At 65.4% G+C, this 15,321-nt stretch carries 18 protein-coding genes and 1 tRNA gene; 10 read left to right on the top strand and 9 right to left on the bottom strand.

The window, feature by feature from the left end; genetic code table 11:
- Positions 1-17: 17 nt before the first annotated feature.
- From FLO80_RS23130 to FLO80_RS00650, 5 genes are all read left to right on the top strand, one after another.
- Entirely contained in the window at positions 18-1,007 is a 990-nt protein-coding gene (locus FLO80_RS23130; protein ID WP_246156496.1) for an SPOR domain-containing protein, read from the top strand.
- Positions 1,004-2,011, top strand: coding sequence for a beta-N-acetylhexosaminidase (gene nagZ, locus FLO80_RS00635; protein WP_246156498.1), 1,008 nt, complete (start codon positions 1,004-1,006; stop codon positions 2,009-2,011). Before FLO80_RS23130 ends, nagZ begins: the two co-directional genes overlap by 4 nt.
- Positions 2,004-2,786, top strand: a complete 783-nt coding sequence (locus FLO80_RS00640) for a segregation and condensation protein A (protein WP_111362249.1) — start codon at positions 2,004-2,006, stop codon at positions 2,784-2,786. Before nagZ ends, FLO80_RS00640 begins: the two co-directional genes overlap by 8 nt.
- 4 nt (positions 2,787-2,790) lie before the next feature.
- On the top strand, positions 2,791-3,459 hold the full coding sequence (gene scpB, locus FLO80_RS00645) for an SMC-Scp complex subunit ScpB (RefSeq protein ID WP_111362248.1): 669 nt from the start codon (positions 2,791-2,793) through the stop codon (positions 3,457-3,459).
- A gap of 109 nt (positions 3,460-3,568) precedes the next feature.
- The gene (locus FLO80_RS00650; protein ID WP_111362247.1) at positions 3,569-3,784 is read left to right on the top strand and encodes a hypothetical protein; all 216 of its coding nucleotides are present in this window, start codon (positions 3,569-3,571) and stop codon (positions 3,782-3,784) included.
- Between the two features lie 147 nt (positions 3,785-3,931).
- Here the strand turns inward: FLO80_RS00650 and FLO80_RS00655 are convergent, their stop codons facing one another.
- From FLO80_RS00655 to FLO80_RS00690, 8 genes are all read right to left on the bottom strand, one after another.
- Positions 3,932-5,011, bottom strand: a complete 1,080-nt coding sequence (locus FLO80_RS00655) for a 2'-deoxycytidine 5'-triphosphate deaminase (protein ID WP_111362246.1) — start codon at positions 5,009-5,011, stop codon at positions 3,932-3,934.
- A 108-nt stretch (positions 5,012-5,119) separates the two neighbouring features.
- Positions 5,120-5,196, bottom strand: a tRNA-Pro gene (locus FLO80_RS00660).
- 83 nt (positions 5,197-5,279) lie between these two features.
- Positions 5,280-6,194 carry a MerR family transcriptional regulator gene (locus FLO80_RS00665; protein WP_111362245.1) on the bottom strand — a complete coding sequence of 305 codons (915 nt, stop codon included), beginning with the start codon at positions 6,192-6,194 and terminating at the stop codon, positions 5,280-5,282.
- A gap of 12 nt (positions 6,195-6,206) precedes the next feature.
- On the bottom strand, positions 6,207-6,509 hold the full coding sequence (gene ihfA, locus FLO80_RS00670) for an integration host factor subunit alpha (RefSeq protein WP_111362244.1): 303 nt from the start codon (positions 6,507-6,509) through the stop codon (positions 6,207-6,209).
- A gap of 120 nt (positions 6,510-6,629) precedes the next feature.
- Positions 6,630-7,604 (bottom strand): beta-ketoacyl-ACP synthase III, encoded by a 975-nt coding sequence (locus FLO80_RS00675; RefSeq protein WP_111362243.1) that lies wholly within the window; start codon positions 7,602-7,604, stop codon positions 6,630-6,632.
- Positions 7,601-8,731 carry a phosphate acyltransferase PlsX gene (gene plsX / locus FLO80_RS00680; RefSeq protein WP_111362242.1) on the bottom strand — a complete coding sequence of 377 codons (1,131 nt, stop codon included), beginning with the start codon at positions 8,729-8,731 and terminating at the stop codon, positions 7,601-7,603. Before plsX ends, FLO80_RS00675 begins: the two co-directional genes overlap by 4 nt.
- Positions 8,732-8,757: 26 nt before the next feature.
- Positions 8,758-8,964 (bottom strand): 50S ribosomal protein L32, encoded by a 207-nt coding sequence (gene rpmF / locus FLO80_RS00685; RefSeq protein ID WP_111362241.1) that lies wholly within the window; start codon positions 8,962-8,964, stop codon positions 8,758-8,760.
- Positions 8,965-9,147: 183 nt separating this feature from the next.
- Entirely contained in the window at positions 9,148-9,699 is a 552-nt protein-coding gene (locus FLO80_RS00690) for a YceD family protein (protein ID WP_111362240.1), read from the bottom strand.
- Positions 9,700-9,780: 81 nt separating this feature from the next.
- Here FLO80_RS00690 and FLO80_RS00695 point away from each other — a divergent pair, with 81 nt between their 5' ends.
- The 4 genes from FLO80_RS00695 to FLO80_RS00710 all read left to right on the top strand — a co-directional run bounded on the left by FLO80_RS00695 (position 9,781) and on the right by FLO80_RS00710 (position 13,794).
- On the top strand, positions 9,781-10,242 hold the full coding sequence (locus FLO80_RS00695; RefSeq protein WP_111362239.1) for an outer membrane protein assembly factor BamE: 462 nt from the start codon (positions 9,781-9,783) through the stop codon (positions 10,240-10,242).
- Between the two features lie 135 nt (positions 10,243-10,377).
- On the top strand, positions 10,378-11,112 hold the full coding sequence (locus FLO80_RS00700) for a GNAT family N-acetyltransferase (RefSeq protein ID WP_111362238.1): 735 nt from the start codon (positions 10,378-10,380) through the stop codon (positions 11,110-11,112).
- Positions 11,113-11,148: 36 nt separating this feature from the next.
- A complete protein-coding gene (locus tag FLO80_RS00705) occupies positions 11,149-12,966 on the top strand; it encodes an ABC-F family ATP-binding cassette domain-containing protein (protein WP_111362237.1) in 1,818 nt (605 codons plus the stop codon).
- 42 nt (positions 12,967-13,008) lie between these two features.
- Positions 13,009-13,794, top strand: a complete 786-nt coding sequence (locus FLO80_RS00710; RefSeq protein ID WP_111362236.1) for an ion channel — start codon at positions 13,009-13,011, stop codon at positions 13,792-13,794.
- 36 nt (positions 13,795-13,830) lie between these two features.
- On the opposite strand, the gene FLO80_RS00715 is transcribed toward FLO80_RS00710, so the two are convergent.
- Complete coding sequence (locus FLO80_RS00715) at positions 13,831-14,586, bottom strand: SDR family NAD(P)-dependent oxidoreductase (protein WP_111362235.1); 756 nt, start codon at positions 14,584-14,586, stop codon at positions 13,831-13,833.
- Between the two features lie 264 nt (positions 14,587-14,850).
- Between FLO80_RS00715 and FLO80_RS00720 the strand changes: the two genes are divergently transcribed.
- On the top strand, positions 14,851-15,321 hold the full coding sequence (locus FLO80_RS00720) for a MarR family winged helix-turn-helix transcriptional regulator (protein WP_111362234.1): 471 nt from the start codon (positions 14,851-14,853) through the stop codon (positions 15,319-15,321).

The following is a 15,321-nucleotide window of genomic DNA, read 5'->3' on the forward strand; positions in this document are numbered from 1 at the left end:
GGGAAAGCGAGGCGAACATGGCGGATATTCCATTGGGCGGTCCATATCACGGGACGCATGCGGGTCGTGGCACAACGACAGGTGAAATCGAGGGGGCCGACACGGTCAGAACCCTTGGAACGGTGGTGAACTGGGCCGGGGCTGCGGTGTCGCTTGCGCTTATCCTGGGGATAAGTATCTGGGGTTACAAGATGTTGGCGCGCGATGTGAGCGGTGTGCCGATCGTGCGCGCCGCCGAGGGCCAGCAGATGCGGGTGCAGCCCGAGAAGCCGGGCGGACGCCCGGCGCTGCATCAGGGGCTCGCGGTGAACAGCGTTGCGGCGCTCGGGCCTGCCGAAGAACCGGCGGACCGGCTGATCCTTGCACCGGCACCGGTTGATCTCAGCGAAGAAGATGTCGCGCAGGGCGCCTTGCGATCCACCCGGGATGATGTATCGGACGCTGAGGCGGCAAAGCCCGAAGCCGGGTCGGCAGTGGACGGGCCGGAAATGGCGTCGATCCGGGCGCTGGCCGATCAACTGGCCGCCGGGGCCGAACGGCTGGATGCGGGCGAGGCGTCGGAAACGGTGCAACAGGTCGCGGTTGTCGTGCCCGAGATTGAGGACGTGCCCGAACCGGAGAACAGGCCGGTGATCGAAGGCGGGCTCAAGCAATCGCTGCGCCCGGTCCTGCGGCCCGCCGAGATCAAACCCACAGCCGTGGCGGCCGTGGCGCCCGCGGCCGCGCCGGAAGAGATTGATCCGGACAGCATCGCCAAGGGCACGAGGCTGGCACAGCTTGGCGCCTATGAGAGTGCCGAGGTTGCACGCCGCGAATGGGATCGGCTGAGCCAGAGGTTTGGCGACTATCTCGAGGGAAAACAGCGCGTTATCCAGAGGGCGCAAAGCGGCGGGCGCACCTTTTACCGGCTGCGGGCCATGGGATTTGCCGATCTCAACGACGCGCGGCGGTTCTGTTCGGCGCTGGTCGCCGAGCGGGCCGATTGTATCCCGGTGACGACACGGTGAGCCGCTTCGGCGCGACGATCCTCGATGCCGAGGGGCTGCGGCTTACGGCGGAGGAGAAAGCGTTTTTCCGCGATGCCGATCCGTTCGGGTTCATCCTGTTTGCGCGCAACGTGGAAAGCCCCGAACAGCTTGCCGCGCTTTGTGCCGAGATGCGCGAGGCGGTGGGGCGCGAGGCGGTGATCACCATTGACCAGGAGGGGGGGCGAGTGCAGCGGCTGCGCGCGCCGCTCTGGCGCGACTGGGCGCCGCCGCTCGAGCAGGTGGAGCGGGCCGGGGCAGAGGCCGAGCGGGTGATGTATCTGCGCTACCGGATCATCGCGCATGAGCTGCGCGCCGTCGGGATCGACAGCAATTGCGCCCCCCTTGTGGATGTGGCGACGACGCAAACGCATCCGTTCCTGCGCAACCGGTGCTATGGTGAGAGTGCCGAGACGGTGGCGCGGATCGGGCGGGCGGTGGCTGAGGCGCATCTCGATGGTGGCGTGTTGCCGGTGGTCAAGCACACTCCCGGGCATGGCCGCGCACAAAGCGACAGCCACCTTGAACTGCCCCGGGTCGATGCCGTGAAGAGCGCGCTGCAAGAGGTTGATTTCATGCCTTTCCGTGCGCTTTGCGACATGCCGTTCGGGATGACCGCGCATGTGGTTTACGAGGCGCTGGATACGGGTCCGGCGACGCTTTCCCCGGTTGTCATGGCAATGATCCGCGACGAGATCGGGTTCGGTGGCCTGATCATGAGCGACGATATCTCGATGAAGGCGCTGGCGGGGGATTTGGGCGACCTGAGCCGAGAGGCGATTGCGGCGGGGTGTGACGTGGTGTTGCATTGCAACGGCACGCTGGGCGAAAAGCGCCTTGTGGCCGAGGCGGCGGGGCGGATGGGCGAGGCGGCGCAGACCCGGGCCGAACGGGCGCTGGCGGCAAGGCAGGCGCCCGGGGAGATTGACATCGCGGCGCTGGAAGCCGAATTTGAGGCGCTTGCGAAGGGCGCTGTGGATGGCTGAGGACGAGTTCGAGGAAGATCGGCAATCGGTGAGCGAGCGGCTGGCGGCCGAAGCGCTCATTGTGGATGTGGACGGGTTCGAGGGGCCGCTTGACGTGCTGCTCACGCTGAGCCGGACGCAGAAGGTCGATCTGCGCAAGATCAGCGTCTTGCAACTTGCCCGGCAATACCTTGCTTTTGTTGAGAAAGCCAAGGCGCTGCGGCTTGAACTGGCGGCGGATTACCTTGTCATGGCGGCGTGGCTGGCGTTTCTCAAATCGCGCCTTCTGTTGCCGCCCGATCCCAGCGAAGAGGGCCCGTCGGGCGAGGAACTGGCGGCGCATCTGGCGTTCCAACTGGAGCGGTTGCAGGCAATGCGCGACGTGGCCGCGCGGTTGATGGCGCGGGATCGGCTGGGGCGGGATTTCTTTGCGCGGGGCGTCCCCGAGGATGTGACGCGGGTGCGCAAGGTCCGGTTCACGGCGACGCTTCTCGACCTGATGCAGGGCTATGCGCGGATACGCACCCGCGACGAGTTTCGCCCCTATGCGATGGATCGCGATGCGGTGTGGACGATGGAGCAGGCGCTGGAACGGATGCGCGGGTTGATCGGGTTCGCGGGGCAATGGACCGATATTGCGAGCTATATTCCCGAGGGCTGGGACGGCGATCCGGCGCGGCGGCGCTCGTCGCTGGCCTCGACTTTCGCGGCTTCGCTCGAACTGGTGAAAGAGGGGCGGGTCGAGCTGCGCCAGGCCGAGACATTCGCGCCGATCGAGCTTCGCAGGAAGGATTAAAAACATGTCGGAAGACATTGATAACGAAAAAGAAAAATCCCGCGACACCCTGTTCGAAGCGCCGCCCATCGCCGAGCAGGAGCGGATGGTCGAAGCCATTCTTTTCGCCAGTGCCGAGCCGGTGACGGTGCAGGAACTCAACGGCCGGATGCCCTATGGATCGGATGCGGCGGAAGCGCTGGTGCATCTGCGCAAACGCTATGACGGGCGCGGCGTGCAGGTGGTCAAGGTCGGCGATGCCTGGGCGATCCGGACCGCGCCCGACCTCGGGTTCCTGATGCAGAAGGAGACGGTCGAGACCCGCAAGCTGAGCCGGGCGGCGATCGAGACGCTGGCGATCATCGCCTATCACCAGCCGGTGACGCGGGCCGAGATCGAGGAAATCCGCGGGGTGAGCGTGTCGCGGGGAACGGTGGATCAACTGCTTGAAATGGAATGGATTCGCTTTGGCCGGCGCAAGATGACGCCGGGGCGGCCGGTGACATTCGTGGTGACGCAGGGCTTTCTCGATCATTTCGGGCTGGAAAGCGCACGCGATCTTCCGGGGTTGAAGGATCTGCGCGCCGCGGGCCTGTTGGAGAGCCGCCCGCCGCCGGGATTGATGCCGCTGACGGGCGATGGGGAAGAGGAAGACGAGGCATCGGAGGGGCAAAGCGAGCTGTTCGAGGATTGAGGGCGAGTGTCGCATGCTCGGATCGTGATTTGGTAAACCCTGCGATCCGTGCCATATTCCGGGCCAAATGACCCTGTAATGGGGCAAGAGCCAAAGGCAGGAGGGCGCCATGAACGCCAATCAGATCATCAATCTCGTGATGCGGATGTTCGTTCGCAAGGCCGTGGGGCGCGGCATGAATGCAGGCATCAACCGTATGGCGGGAAAGGGAAAATCCCGAGAAGAGATGTCACCCGAAGAACGCCAGAAGGCACGGCAGGGCAAGCAATCGGCCCGCCGGGCGCGGCAGATGATGAAGATGGGCCGCCGCATCGGACGGATGTGAGCGCGCGGCAGGGTTAAGCGAACCCTGCACCATCGTTCCGACAGGTTAACGCGATTTTTCGGCGAAAAAACGGGGGGTGACATCCGCGCACCGTCCGGCTGCTCTCCGGCTGCCGGGGTGATGGTCATCTTGCGTTAACGAAAAGGGTTAACCGGGCGCGCGGAAGTGCTTGGAGAGCTTGAGGCCCTGGCCCTGGTAATTCGAGGAGATGCCGGTGCCGTAAAGCTGTCGTGGCACCTGCGACATGCGTTCATAGACGAGGCGCCCCACCACCTGCCCGTGTTCGAGCACGAAGGGCGATTCGTGGCAGCGCACTTCGAGCACCCCGCGCGAGCCCGCGCCACCCTGTTGCGCGTGGCCGAAACCGGGATCGAAGAAGCCCGCGTAATGCACCCGGAACTCGCCCACCATGGCGAGGAAGGGGGCCATTTCGGCGGCATAGGCAGGCGGGATATGCACCGCTTCGCGGCTCACCAGGATGTAGAAGGCGCCGGGGTCGAGGATGATCTGGCCCGATGCGCTGTGCAGTTCTTCCCAGTATTCTGACGGGTCGTAATAGCCGATGCGGTCGAGGTCGATCACGCCGGTATGGGGCTTGGCGCGATAGCCAACGCGGGTGCCCTGTGACGGTTTGAGATCGACGGAAAAACCCAGGCCCTCGTCGATGAGGGCGGGGCCGTCGACCAGTGGGGTTTCGCCATGGAGCGCGTTCAGTTCATCGTCGGTGAGCGTGGCCTGCCCGGCGCGAAACCGGATCTGGTTGAGGCGCATGCCGGGGCGGACCAGCACCGAAAAGCTGCGTGGGCAGATCTCGGCATAGAGCGGGCCGTGATAGCCCGGGGCGATGCGGTCGAATTCTTCGCCGCCATCGGTGATCGCGCGGGTCAGAAGGTCGAGCCGCCCGGTCGAGCTCTTGGCGTTGGCGACGGCCTGAATGCCGGGGGGCAGGGCGAGCCCTTCCATCAGGGGCACGACATAGACGCAGCCCTTTTCGAGGACCGCACCGGCCGAAAGGTCGATCTGATGCATTTCAAACTCGGCCAGCCGGTCGGATACCGGGCGGCCCTCACCGGCGAGAAACGAGGCGCGCACCCGCCATGCGCGGGTGCCGAGGCGCAGGTCGAGACTGGCCGGTTGAACCTGATCGGGCAGGATGGCGGGGTCGGCGGTGATCTCGCCCCGGGCGATCATCTCTTCGATCTGCTGGCTGGCCAGAACGCCTGTCATTTTCGTCTCTCCCGCAGGGTTTCGCATGGGGATACATGCGCTTGCGCGGGGGGAAAAGGAAAATTTCCGGGGTGGCGACCGACATGGCCGCTATGGGGGCGGAGTTGATGGTCGGGCTAGCAGGATTCGAACCTACGACCTCCCGTCCCCCAGACGGACGCGCTACCAGACTGCGCTATAGCCCGACGTTGCGCCTAGATAACGGTTTTGCGGGTGGGGGCAAGGGGGAATTTGACGAAACCGGCCGCGATTGCGCCGGGGGGAAGGTTCAATCCGGTGCCGTGGTTTCGGCCGCGCCGCTTCGGCGGGCGTGAAGCGCCGCGAGCCGGTCGCGCAGGGTGCGCAGTTCGGCCCGGGCATCGGGCGCGAGCGGTTTGCCCTTGCGCGCCGCGATGGCGGTCAGAAGGCCGGGCGGGGCGGTGATGCTGTCATCGGCGGGATCGGGCGAGAGGTCGATCGGCGCCGGGCGCGGGGGCGCGGAGTCGGGATCGGCGGGCGTATCCGCCTCTCTGGGCGGCGGCCCGGGTTGCGGGTCGGACCCCGCGTCGGGTCGCGGATCGTGGCGGGGCGCGGAGCGCGGGGGCGAGGCTTGTGGGGTCGCTTCGCCGTGATGGAGGAAGGCGGGCAGGGAGTCGGGGGATGTGTCGGCCGGCGCGGGTGCATCGGTGTCGGGCGCCGGGGCGTCTTCCGGCGAGAGATCGGCGGGCTCGGATTCGGGCGGTGCGGCCTTTTCGGTGGAGTCACCGGGTTGATCCGTGGCGGCGGCGGTTTCGCCCTGCGCCGCGGGTTCGGGTTCAGGCTCGGTCTCGGGCGCGCGCTGGAAGGGCAGGACGGTGGCGCTGTCATCGGGGGGCGCAACCGTGGGGGCGGTCGTGGTCTCGACCGTGTCGCCCGGGCCCATCTCTCCGTCGATCGCGGGCGAGAGCGCCGCGACATGTTTGACCCCTTGGTCGCGCAGGATTTTCTGCACGCCCTTGATGGTCATCCCGTCATCGTGGAGCAGTTTCTTGATGCCGCCGATCAGTTCCATGTCGGCGGGCCGGTAATAGCGGCGCCCGCCGGCGCGTTTCACCGGCTTGATCTGGGGAAACTTGCTTTCCCAGAAGCGCAACACATGGGCCGGGGTTTCGAGCCAGTCGGCGACTTCGCTGATGGTTCGGAAAGCGTCGGCGGATTTGCCCATGTGCGGGCCCTCCTAGCGTTTGTTTCCTTCCGTCACGCGGTCCTTCATCAGGTGCGAAGGACGGAAGGTCAGCACCCGGCGGGGGTTGATCGGCACTTCTTCGCCGGTCTTGGGGTTGCGGCCCACGCGGGCGGCCTTTTCGCGCACGGAGAAGGTGCCGAAGGACGAGATTTTCACCTGCTCGCCGCGCACCAGTGCATCGGACATGTGTTGCAACACGCTTTCGACGAGCTGGGCGCTGTCGTTACGCGACAGGCCCACTTCGCGAAACACCGCTTCGCTCAGGTCCATGCGCGTCAATGTCTTCTCACTCATTTCATCCCCCGGGTTGTTTTCCAGCAACCTTGAGGCAATGCAATTTCCGAGTCAATATCAAGGGCTTGCCCACGAGGTTTTAAGTGGAACTTTGCCGCGCTGCCGCATCCGGGCGCCGGGTTACCAGCGCAGGACGACCGCGCCCCATGCCAGCCCGCCGCCGATTGCCTCGGTCACGAGAAGGTCGCCGCGCTTGATCTGGCCGCGTTCGACCCCCACGGCCAGCGCCAGCGGGATCGAGGCGGCAGAGGTGTTGCCGTGGTCCTGCACGGTGACGATCACCCGCTCCATCGGCACGCCCATCTTCTTGGCGGTGCCGCGGATGATGCGGATATTGGCCTGGTGCGGCACGATCCAGTCGACCGCATCGCCGGTGAGCCCGATCTTGTCGAGCGCGGCGTGGGCGGTCGAGGTGAGCTTGTCCACCGCCTGGCGAAAGAGGGGATTGCCCTGCATCCGAAGCTTGCCCGCGTGGCCGGTGGACGACACGCCACCATCGACATAGAGCATGTCGCGGAAGCGGCCGTCGGAGTTGAGATCGGCCGACAGGATGCCGCGATCCTCGGCCGTGCCGGTGCCGTCCTGCGCTTCGAGCACGACTGCGCCCGCGCCATCGCCAAAGAGCACGCAGGTCGAGCGGTCGGTCCAGTCCATGATGCGCGAAAAGGTTTCGGCGCCGATCACCAGCACGCGTCGCGCCTGCCCGGCGAAGATGAGCGCGTTGGCATTGGTGAGCGCATAGACGAAACCCGCGCAGACCGCCTGAACATCGAAGCCGAAGCCGCGGGTCATGCCGAGCCCGTCCTGAACCATGGTGGCGACCGAGGGAAAGGTGAGATCGGGGGTCGAGGTGGCGACGATCACCGCGTCGATATCATCGGCGGTAAGCCCGGCCATGTCGAGCGCACGCCGCGAGGCGGTGATGGCCATGTCGGACGTGGTTTCCCCCTCGGCGGCGAAATGGCGGCGTTCTATCCCTGAGCGGGTGCGAATCCACTCGTCGGACGTGTCCAGCGTTTTCTCGAACTCGGCATTGGGCACGATCCGTTCGGGAAGATAGTGGCCCACGCCTGTCGCGACCGCCCTGATGGTCATTTCCGGTCTCCGTCCTTGTCATCATGCCCGCCCTCGGTGGCCAGCATCGTGGCGGCGGCGATGCGTGCGGCGAGTTTGTCGGCAAAGTTCGATTCGGCCAGTTGCACGGCGAGCTTCACTGCCGCCGCGACGCCGGTGGCGTCGGCCCCGCCATGGGATTTGACGACCGTGCCGTTGAGCCCGAGAAACACGCCGCCATTCACGCGGCGCGGATCGATTCGTTTTTTCAACCGCTGCATGGATGTATAGGCCAGAAGCGAGGCCAGACGCGAGAGCGGAGAATAGCGGAACGCCTCGCGCAGGAAATCGCCAAAGAGCTTGGCCACGCCTTCGCCGGTCTTGAGCGCCACGTTGCCGGTGAATCCGTCGGTGACGATCACGTCGCAGCGTTCGCCCGGCAGGTCGGAGCCTTCGACGAAGCCGACGTAATCGAAGCTGGCGGCGGGCGCGTTCTCGGCGATCAACTCGTTCGCGGCCTGCATCTCGGTGCGGCCCTTGAATTCCTCGGTGCCGACATTGAGCAGCCCGACGCGCGGACGCGCAAGGCCCAGGCCGTTGCGCGCGTAAGAGGCGCCCATCAGCGCGTATTGCAACAGGTCGCGTTCGTCGGCCTTCACATCGGCGCCGCCGTCGAGCATGACGTTGAACCCCTGCGGGTTGCGCGAGGGCCAGAGCACGGCGATGGCGGGGCGATAGACGCCGGGCAGCTTGCGCAGGCGCACCACCGACAACAGCATGAGCGCACCGGTATTGCCGCAGGAGACGCAGGCATGCGCCTCGCCCGCGCGCACCGATTCGAGCGCCGAGAACATCGAGGTGTCGCGGCTCTGGCGCATGACCTGGCTGGGCTTGTCTTCCATCGTGACCACGCCCGGCACGTCGCGGACAACGCAGCGACCGGTCAGATGCTTGCGCCGCGCGATCAAAGGATCGAGCGTGGCCTGCGGCCCGTGCAGGATGAAATCGGCCTCGGGGTGCTTTTTCGCATAGTGCGACAGGCCGGCCACCACGGTTGCCGGCCCCGCGTCACCACCCATGGCGTCGACGGATACGGTGATACGCCCGGTTCCCGTGACCGTCCCCTTGCCGGATTCGTCCGGGGCGGAGGTGTCGTGCGATGCGTTCATGCCACGGGTGTTCGGCGACGCCGGCCTCAGGCCGCGTCTTCGTCGAGGTCGATCTCGTCCGCCATGGCGACGATTTCACGATCGTCGTAATGCCCACAGGAGGGGCAGACATGGTGCGGGCGCTTCAACTCGCCACAGTTCGAGCATTCGTTGGGATTCGCGGCAACCAGCGAGTCATGCGCCCGACGATTGTTGCGGCGCGATTTCGAGACCTTGTTCTGTTGGACGGCCATGTCACAACCTCAATTCAAAGTGCGGGCACGAGGCCCGGACGTTTCCAGTAGAGCGGATTTCACCCGTTCGCGGGTTCTGGTGGCTCTTAGTCCGAACGCGCCGGACTGTCCAACCCTAAATTCGCAAGAGCGGGGAAAATAGCCGGTTTTGCCGCGAGTGCAAGGGGGTTTCGGCGGCCCTGTTCAATCGTCGCGGTCGAGCTTGTCGCGCAGCGCCTTGAGCGCGGCGAAGGGGCGGGCGTCGTCATCGTGCATCGGCGTCTTGCCCGGTTCGGCGAATTGCGCCTGATCGAGCGCGGCGCCTTCGGCCCGGGGGTAGATCGGCAGCGCCAGCGCCAGCGCCTCGACCATCGCCGCGTCGACGTCGATGAAGTCGCCCAAGGGATCAATCGTGTCGTCCTCGGGCATCTCGATCTCGTCGCCGGTCACCTCGTCCTCGGGCATCCGGGCGAGGTAGCGGCGGGTCACGTCTTCGTCGATGCGGGTGGTGACGGGCGCGAGCGTGACGACGCAAGATTGCACCACCGTGGCGCCGAGCCGTGCGTCGAGCCGCCAGTCGCGCCGCCCCTCGGCGCGAAGGGTGCCGGCAAAGGCCAGCTTGCGCAAATCACGAAGGCCCAGCTCGCGGGCGATCGCCTCGAGCGTTGCGGCGTCGGGGCGCAGTTCAAAGCTGGTGGGCGCCTTGTGTGACAGATCGGCCACGCGAAAGCGGGCGGGATTTCCGGATATGGGCATGAGCTTACATTCTTGAACCAATGGGGTGCGTGTTGTAAGCGGGATAAAAGGCGCGATCCGCCAAGGCAAGAGGGCAGCAGCATGGATATGAGAGCAACCGCACGGGCGATCATCATTTCGCTGGCGCTGGTCGCGGTGGCGGGGTGCACGCCGATCATGCGCAATCACGGCTATGTTCCAAGCGATGCCGAGTTGCAGGAGATCACCGTGGGCATCGACAGCCGCGCCACGGTCGAAGATGTGCTGGGCACGCCATCGGCGGGGGCCTTCATGGAAGGCGGCGACATCTATTACGTGCGCAGCCAGGTGCGCCATTTCGGCATGCTCGAGCCCAAGGTGATCGACCGCGAGATCGTGGCGATCAGTTTCGACGGCTCGGACGTGGTGCAGAATATCGAGCGGTTCGGCCTCGAACAGGGACGCCCGGTCGTGCTGTCACGCCGGGTCACGGACAGTTCGGTCGCGGGCAAGAGCTTCTTGCGGCAATTGATGGGCAACCTCGGGCGGTTCAACGCGGGCGAGATGCTGGAAACTCGCGGCTGATCCGATCCGGCTCCGATCCTGCACGCGTGATCCCGGTCGCGCATGAAGATGCGGCGCCTGTTCGTGAAGCTGTCATATCTTGTCTGTAAACTCGGGCTGACGCATGATCGTTGGGTGACGAGCCGGGGGTGACCCATGTCGCTGGGACTGAGAAAAGGCCGCTATGGTGCGCGGATGGCGGAGTCGGACGCGGATGTCGTGGCGGCGCAGCGCCTGCGCCACCGGTGCTTTTTCGGAACAGAAGGCCGCGACGCGGACCGGTTCGATGCGGCGTGCGATCACGTTCTGATCGAAGACTTGGCCAGTGGCGAGCTGGTTGCCTGTTTCCGGTTTCTTCCGCTGACCGGGGGCTGCGATATCTCGCACAGCTATTCGGCGCAGTATTACGAGCTTTCGGCGCTTGAGCGGTTCGGCGGGAAGATGGTCGAGCTGGGCCGGTTCTGCATCGCGCCCGAGCGGCGCGACCCCGACATCCTGCGCGTGGCGTGGGGCGCGATGACCGGGTATGTCGATGAAAACAATATAGAAATGTTGTTCGGTTGCTCGTCGTTCGCGGGCACGGACACGGCGCATTATCTTGATGCGTTTGCCTGGCTCAAGGCGCGGCACCTGGGGCCGAAACGCTGGCTGCCGCGGGTCAAGGCGCCGCAGGTGTTTCGCTTTGCCGCCCGGCTCAGGCGCAAGCCCGACATGCGGCGGGCGATGGCGGCGATGCCGCCCTTGCTGCGCACCTACCTGATGATGGGGGGGTGGGTCAGCGATCATGCGGTGGTCGATGCGCAGATGGGCACGCTGCATGTCTTTACCGGGGTCGAGATCGGGCAGATCCCCGATGCGCGCAAGCGGGCGTTGCGGGCGGTCGCGGGGTAGCTTGACCTTGACCCGTGCGCGGGGTAGCGGGGCGGCATGGCGCGTGCTCCCTTGCTTCAACTGACCGATATTTCCCTCACCTTCGGCGGTGAGCCGCTGTTTGACGATTTGTCGCTGGTGATCCAGCCGGGCGACCGGGTGGCGCTGGTGGGGCGCAACGGGTCGGGCAAATCGACCCTGATGAAGGTGATGGCGGGGCTGGTCGAGGCCGACCGGGGCAGTCGTGTCGCGGGCCCCGGCGTGAGCGTGGGCTACATGGAGCAAGAACCCGAGATGAAGGGGTTTGCCACGCTCGGTGACTATGCCGCGAGCGAGCTGGAGCCGGGCGAGCTTTACAAGGTGGAGCGCGCCGGGGAGGGGTTGAAATTCGATCCCGACCGCGCCATCGGCACCGCCTCGGGCGGCGAGCGGCGGCGCGCGGCGCTGGCCAAGCTGATGGCCGAGAGCCCGGAACTGATGCTGCTCGACGAGCCGACCAACCATCTCGATATCGAGGCGGTCCTGTGGCTGGAGCAGGAGTTGAAATCGACCCGCAAGGCCTTTGTCCTGATCTCGCACGACCGTGCGTTTTTGCGTGAACTGACGCGCGCAACCCTTTGGATCGACAGGGGAATGACCCGCCGTCAGGAAAAGGGATTCGAGCATTTCGAGGCCTGGCGCGACAAGATCTGGGAGGAAGAGGACCAGTCGCGTCACAAGCTTGACCGCAAGATCAAGGCCGAGGCGCGTTGGGCGGTCGAGGGGATCAGCGCGCGGCGCAAGCGCAACATGGGCCGGGTGCGGGCGCTGGCCGATCTGAGGGCCGAACGCGCGGCGCAGATCGCGCGGCAGGGCGCGGCGGCGATGGCGCTTGATTCGGGGCCGAAATCGGGCCGCAAGGTGATCGAGGCGAAAGGAATTTCAAAGACTTACGATGATAAGCTCATCCTGAAACCGTTTGATTTGACGGTGATGCGGGGTGACCGCGTGGCCTTTGTCGGACCCAATGGCGTGGGCAAGACCACGCTGCTCAAGCTGCTGATGGGCGAGATCGAACCCGATAGCGGCAGCGTGCGCCATGGCACCAACCTCGTGTCGGCGGTGTTCGACCAGGCACGCGCGCAGCTCGATCCCGAGGCGACGCTCTGGGACAGCCTGACCGGTGACAGGGACATGCGGGTTTCGGGCCAGTCCGACCAGGTGATGGTGCGCGGCGCGCCACGTCACGTGGTGGGGTATCTCAAGGAATTCCTGTTCGACGAGCGGCAGGTCAGGGCGCCGGTCAAGTCGTTGTCGGGCGGGGAAAAGGCGCGTTTGCTGCTGGCCCGGCTGATGGCGCGGGAGAGCAATCTCCTGGTGCTCGACGAGCCGACCAACGATCTCGACGTGGAAACGCTCGACCTGTTGCAGGAATTGCTCGACGGGTATGCGGGCACGGTGCTTCTGGTCAGTCACGACCGCGATTTCCTTGACCGGGTGGCGAGCGTCACCGTGGCGATGGAGGGCGACGGGCGGGCAATCGTCTATGCCGGGGGCTGGAGCGATTACCAGCGGCAGAAATCCGGCGGTGAGACGTCGGAGACTCAGGAAAAGCAAGACAGAACAAAGGCTTCGACGACGAAAGCCAAGCAAGGGTCAAGTGCAAGACCGAGGTTGAGTTTCACCGAAAAGCATCGGCTTGAGGCGTTGCCCGGCGTGATCGAGCGGCTGGAGGCGGAGATTGCCAAGCTCGAAGAGCTTTTGGCGCAACCGGATCTCTATACTGCCGAGCCGGTCAAGTTTCGCAAGGCGACCAAGGCGCTGCTCGAGCGGCAGGAGAAACTGGCGGCGGCCGAGGAAGAGTGGCTGACACTGGCCGAGAAGGCCGAGGGCTGATCTTCTTGTGTTCCGTGCGATTGCCCGGATAGGTTTCTTTTCATGAGCAGTTCGGATCAAAGTTTTCACGATCGCGTGCGCCTTCTCTACGAGGGGCGCAGCAAGCGTGCGACGCGGTTTCGTTATGGCCTGTTGATATTCGACGCGGTGACCATCGTGTTTTTCCTCGCCACGGCGGCGATGCCGCTCGCGCCGTGGCTGGTCGCGGCGGATGTGCTGCTTGCCGTGCTTATCCTTGCGGATTTCGCCGGTCGCCTGTGGATTGCCGAGAACCGCCTGCGCCACATGTTGCAGATCTACGTGATCGTCGATCTGATGGTTCTTGTCGTGCTCGTCTCGGCCCCGTTCCTGGGGCAGGGATGGGCGGCATTACGGGTGATACGGGCGTTGCGGCTGGTGCATTCCTATCACCTGTTGCACGATCTGCGCCGCGATGTGCGGTTCTTCCGGCTGCACGAGGATGCGATCCTCGCGGCGGTCAACCTGCTGGTGTTCATCTTCGCGATGACCGCGCTCGTGCTGGTGTTGCGCGGCGGGCAGGAGCCGGGGCTGGAGACCTATGTCGATGCGCTCTATTTCACCGTGACCACGCTGACCACGACGGGGTATGGCGATATCCTGATGACGACGGGCACCGGGCGTATTCTGGCCGTGGGGATCATGGTGATCGGCGTGGCGCTTTTCCTGCGGCTGGCGCGGGCGATCTTCGTGCCCGCGAAGGTGCGGCACAAATGCCCGGAATGCGGATTGCTCAAGCATGACCCGGATGCGATCCACTGCAAGCATTGCGGGCATGACCTCAAGATCGAGACCGAGGGCGCGGGATAACCGCGGCGGGGCGATGTTGCCCGCCGCGGTCGGGGGTTACTGCATCCGAAGCGCGCCGTCGATGCGGATCACGGTGCCGTTGAGATAGCCGCATTCGACGATGAACTGTGCCAGCCGCGCGTATTCCGACGGGTCGCCCAGCCGCTGCGGGCAGGTGACGTCGGCGGCGAGGCTGTCCTGCACCTCTTGCGGCAGGCCCATGAGCATCGGCGTGGCGAAGATGCCGGGCGCGATGGTCATGACGCGGATGCCGCTGCGCGCCAGGTCACGCGCCATGGGCAGCGTCATGCCGACGATGCCGCCCTTGGAGGAGGCATAGCCGACCTGGCCCTTTTGCCCGTCGAAGGCGGCGACCGAGGCGGTGTTGACGATCACGCCGCGCGCGCCGTCATCGTCGGGGTCGTTGGTGGCCATTTCGGCGGCGGCGAGGCGGGCGACGTTGAAGCTCCCCACGAGGTTGATGTCGATGATGCGCTTGTAATGGTCGAGGCTGTGCGGCCCCTCCTTGCCGAGGGTCTTTTCGGCGGTGCCGATGCCCGCGCAATTGACCGCGCAGGTGACCCGGCCCATCGCGGATTTCGCCTTGGCGATGGCGGCGGCAACGCTGTCTTCGGATGTGACGTCGGTTTCGGCGAAACTGGCACCGATTTCCTTGGCCACGGCCTCGCCGCGCGCGGTGTCGCGGTCAAGCAGGGTGACCTGCGCGCCCCCGGCGACGAATTGGCGGGCGGTGGCTTCGCCAAGGCCCGAGGCGCCCCCGGTGATGATGGCAGCGGTGTCTTGGATGCGCATGGGCGATCCCTCCGGTTGAAATGAATTGAACGCCTGTTCATTAGCGCGGGGGCGCGGGTGTTGTCAAAGCGTGCGGTGCCATACGGGATAATATATGCATACGCATGTATGTGGCGTGTGGTCCTGAACTTGTATGTTACGTGGCCAGCACGAGAGACCGTCGTGATGATGGTCGAGGCAAAGGTAATTGCAAATGCATATAAATTGGCCTAACCTTGGACTGCCCCGGTCAGGGGCGGGATCACCATGGGAGAGGGCAGGCGGATGAAGGATGACGCCGACACGCCGCGCAGGTTGGGCGAAATCGGGCTGAACAATTTCGCGCCCTACCTGATGAACCGCATCATGGGACGTTACAACGCCACGCTGCGCGCGGACATGGCGCATCAGGGCATGTCCACGCCCAAGATGCGCGCGCTGGCGGTTCTGGCGGTGATCGACGGTATCCTGATCCGCGAACTGGCGGTTTACGCGGTGGTCGAGCAATCCACGCTGAGCCGGGCGCTTGACGGGTTGGCGGCGGAGGGGTTGATCCGGCGCATGCCCGATCGCGACGACAGCCGCGCGACGCGGGTGTTCATCACCGATGCGGGCCGCGCCACGTTCGAGCGGCACTGGCCGGCGATGGCACGCGCGAGCGACCAGATGTTCCACGACATTCCCGAGGCCGAGCAGCGGGCCTTTGTCGCGACGCTGCAAAAGATCCTGCGCAACGTGCGCCGCAACGAATTCTGA

Origin of the sequence: Aquicoccus porphyridii, from assembly GCF_008369105.1 — a bacterium.
In the GTDB taxonomy this organism is placed as follows: domain Bacteria; phylum Pseudomonadota; class Alphaproteobacteria; order Rhodobacterales; family Rhodobacteraceae; genus Aquicoccus; species Aquicoccus porphyridii.

Coding starts and splice junctions, on each gene's coding strand:
- scpB (WP_111362248.1), top strand. CDS start 2,791: ATGTCGGAAGACATTGATAACGAAAAAGAAAAATCCCGCGACACCCTG.
- FLO80_RS00655 (WP_111362246.1), bottom strand. CDS start 5,011: ATGACAGGCGTTCTGGCCAGCCAGCAGATCGAAGAGATGATCGCCCGG.
- rpmF (WP_111362241.1), bottom strand. CDS start 8,964: ATGGCCGTCCAACAGAACAAGGTCTCGAAATCGCGCCGCAACAATCGT.
- FLO80_RS00695 (WP_111362239.1), top strand. CDS start 9,781: ATGGATATGAGAGCAACCGCACGGGCGATCATCATTTCGCTGGCGCTG.
- FLO80_RS00720 (WP_111362234.1), top strand. CDS start 14,851: ATGAAGGATGACGCCGACACGCCGCGCAGGTTGGGCGAAATCGGGCTG.
- FLO80_RS00650 (WP_111362247.1), top strand. CDS start 3,569: ATGAACGCCAATCAGATCATCAATCTCGTGATGCGGATGTTCGTTCGC.
- plsX (WP_111362242.1), bottom strand. CDS start 8,731: ATGAACGCATCGCACGACACCTCCGCCCCGGACGAATCCGGCAAGGGG.
- FLO80_RS00710 (WP_111362236.1), top strand. CDS start 13,009: ATGAGCAGTTCGGATCAAAGTTTTCACGATCGCGTGCGCCTTCTCTAC.
- FLO80_RS23130 (WP_246156496.1), top strand. CDS start 18: ATGGCGGATATTCCATTGGGCGGTCCATATCACGGGACGCATGCGGGT.
- ihfA (WP_111362244.1), bottom strand. CDS start 6,509: ATGAGTGAGAAGACATTGACGCGCATGGACCTGAGCGAAGCGGTGTTT.
- FLO80_RS00705 (WP_111362237.1), top strand. CDS start 11,149: ATGGCGCGTGCTCCCTTGCTTCAACTGACCGATATTTCCCTCACCTTC.
- FLO80_RS00700 (WP_111362238.1), top strand. CDS start 10,378: ATGTCGCTGGGACTGAGAAAAGGCCGCTATGGTGCGCGGATGGCGGAG.
- FLO80_RS00715 (WP_111362235.1), bottom strand. CDS start 14,586: ATGCGCATCCAAGACACCGCTGCCATCATCACCGGGGGCGCCTCGGGC.
- FLO80_RS00675 (WP_111362243.1), bottom strand. CDS start 7,604: ATGACCATCAGGGCGGTCGCGACAGGCGTGGGCCACTATCTTCCCGAA.
- FLO80_RS00690 (WP_111362240.1), bottom strand. CDS start 9,699: ATGCCCATATCCGGAAATCCCGCCCGCTTTCGCGTGGCCGATCTGTCA.
- FLO80_RS00665 (WP_111362245.1), bottom strand. CDS start 6,194: ATGGGCAAATCCGCCGACGCTTTCCGAACCATCAGCGAAGTCGCCGAC.
- FLO80_RS00640 (WP_111362249.1), top strand. CDS start 2,004: ATGGCTGAGGACGAGTTCGAGGAAGATCGGCAATCGGTGAGCGAGCGG.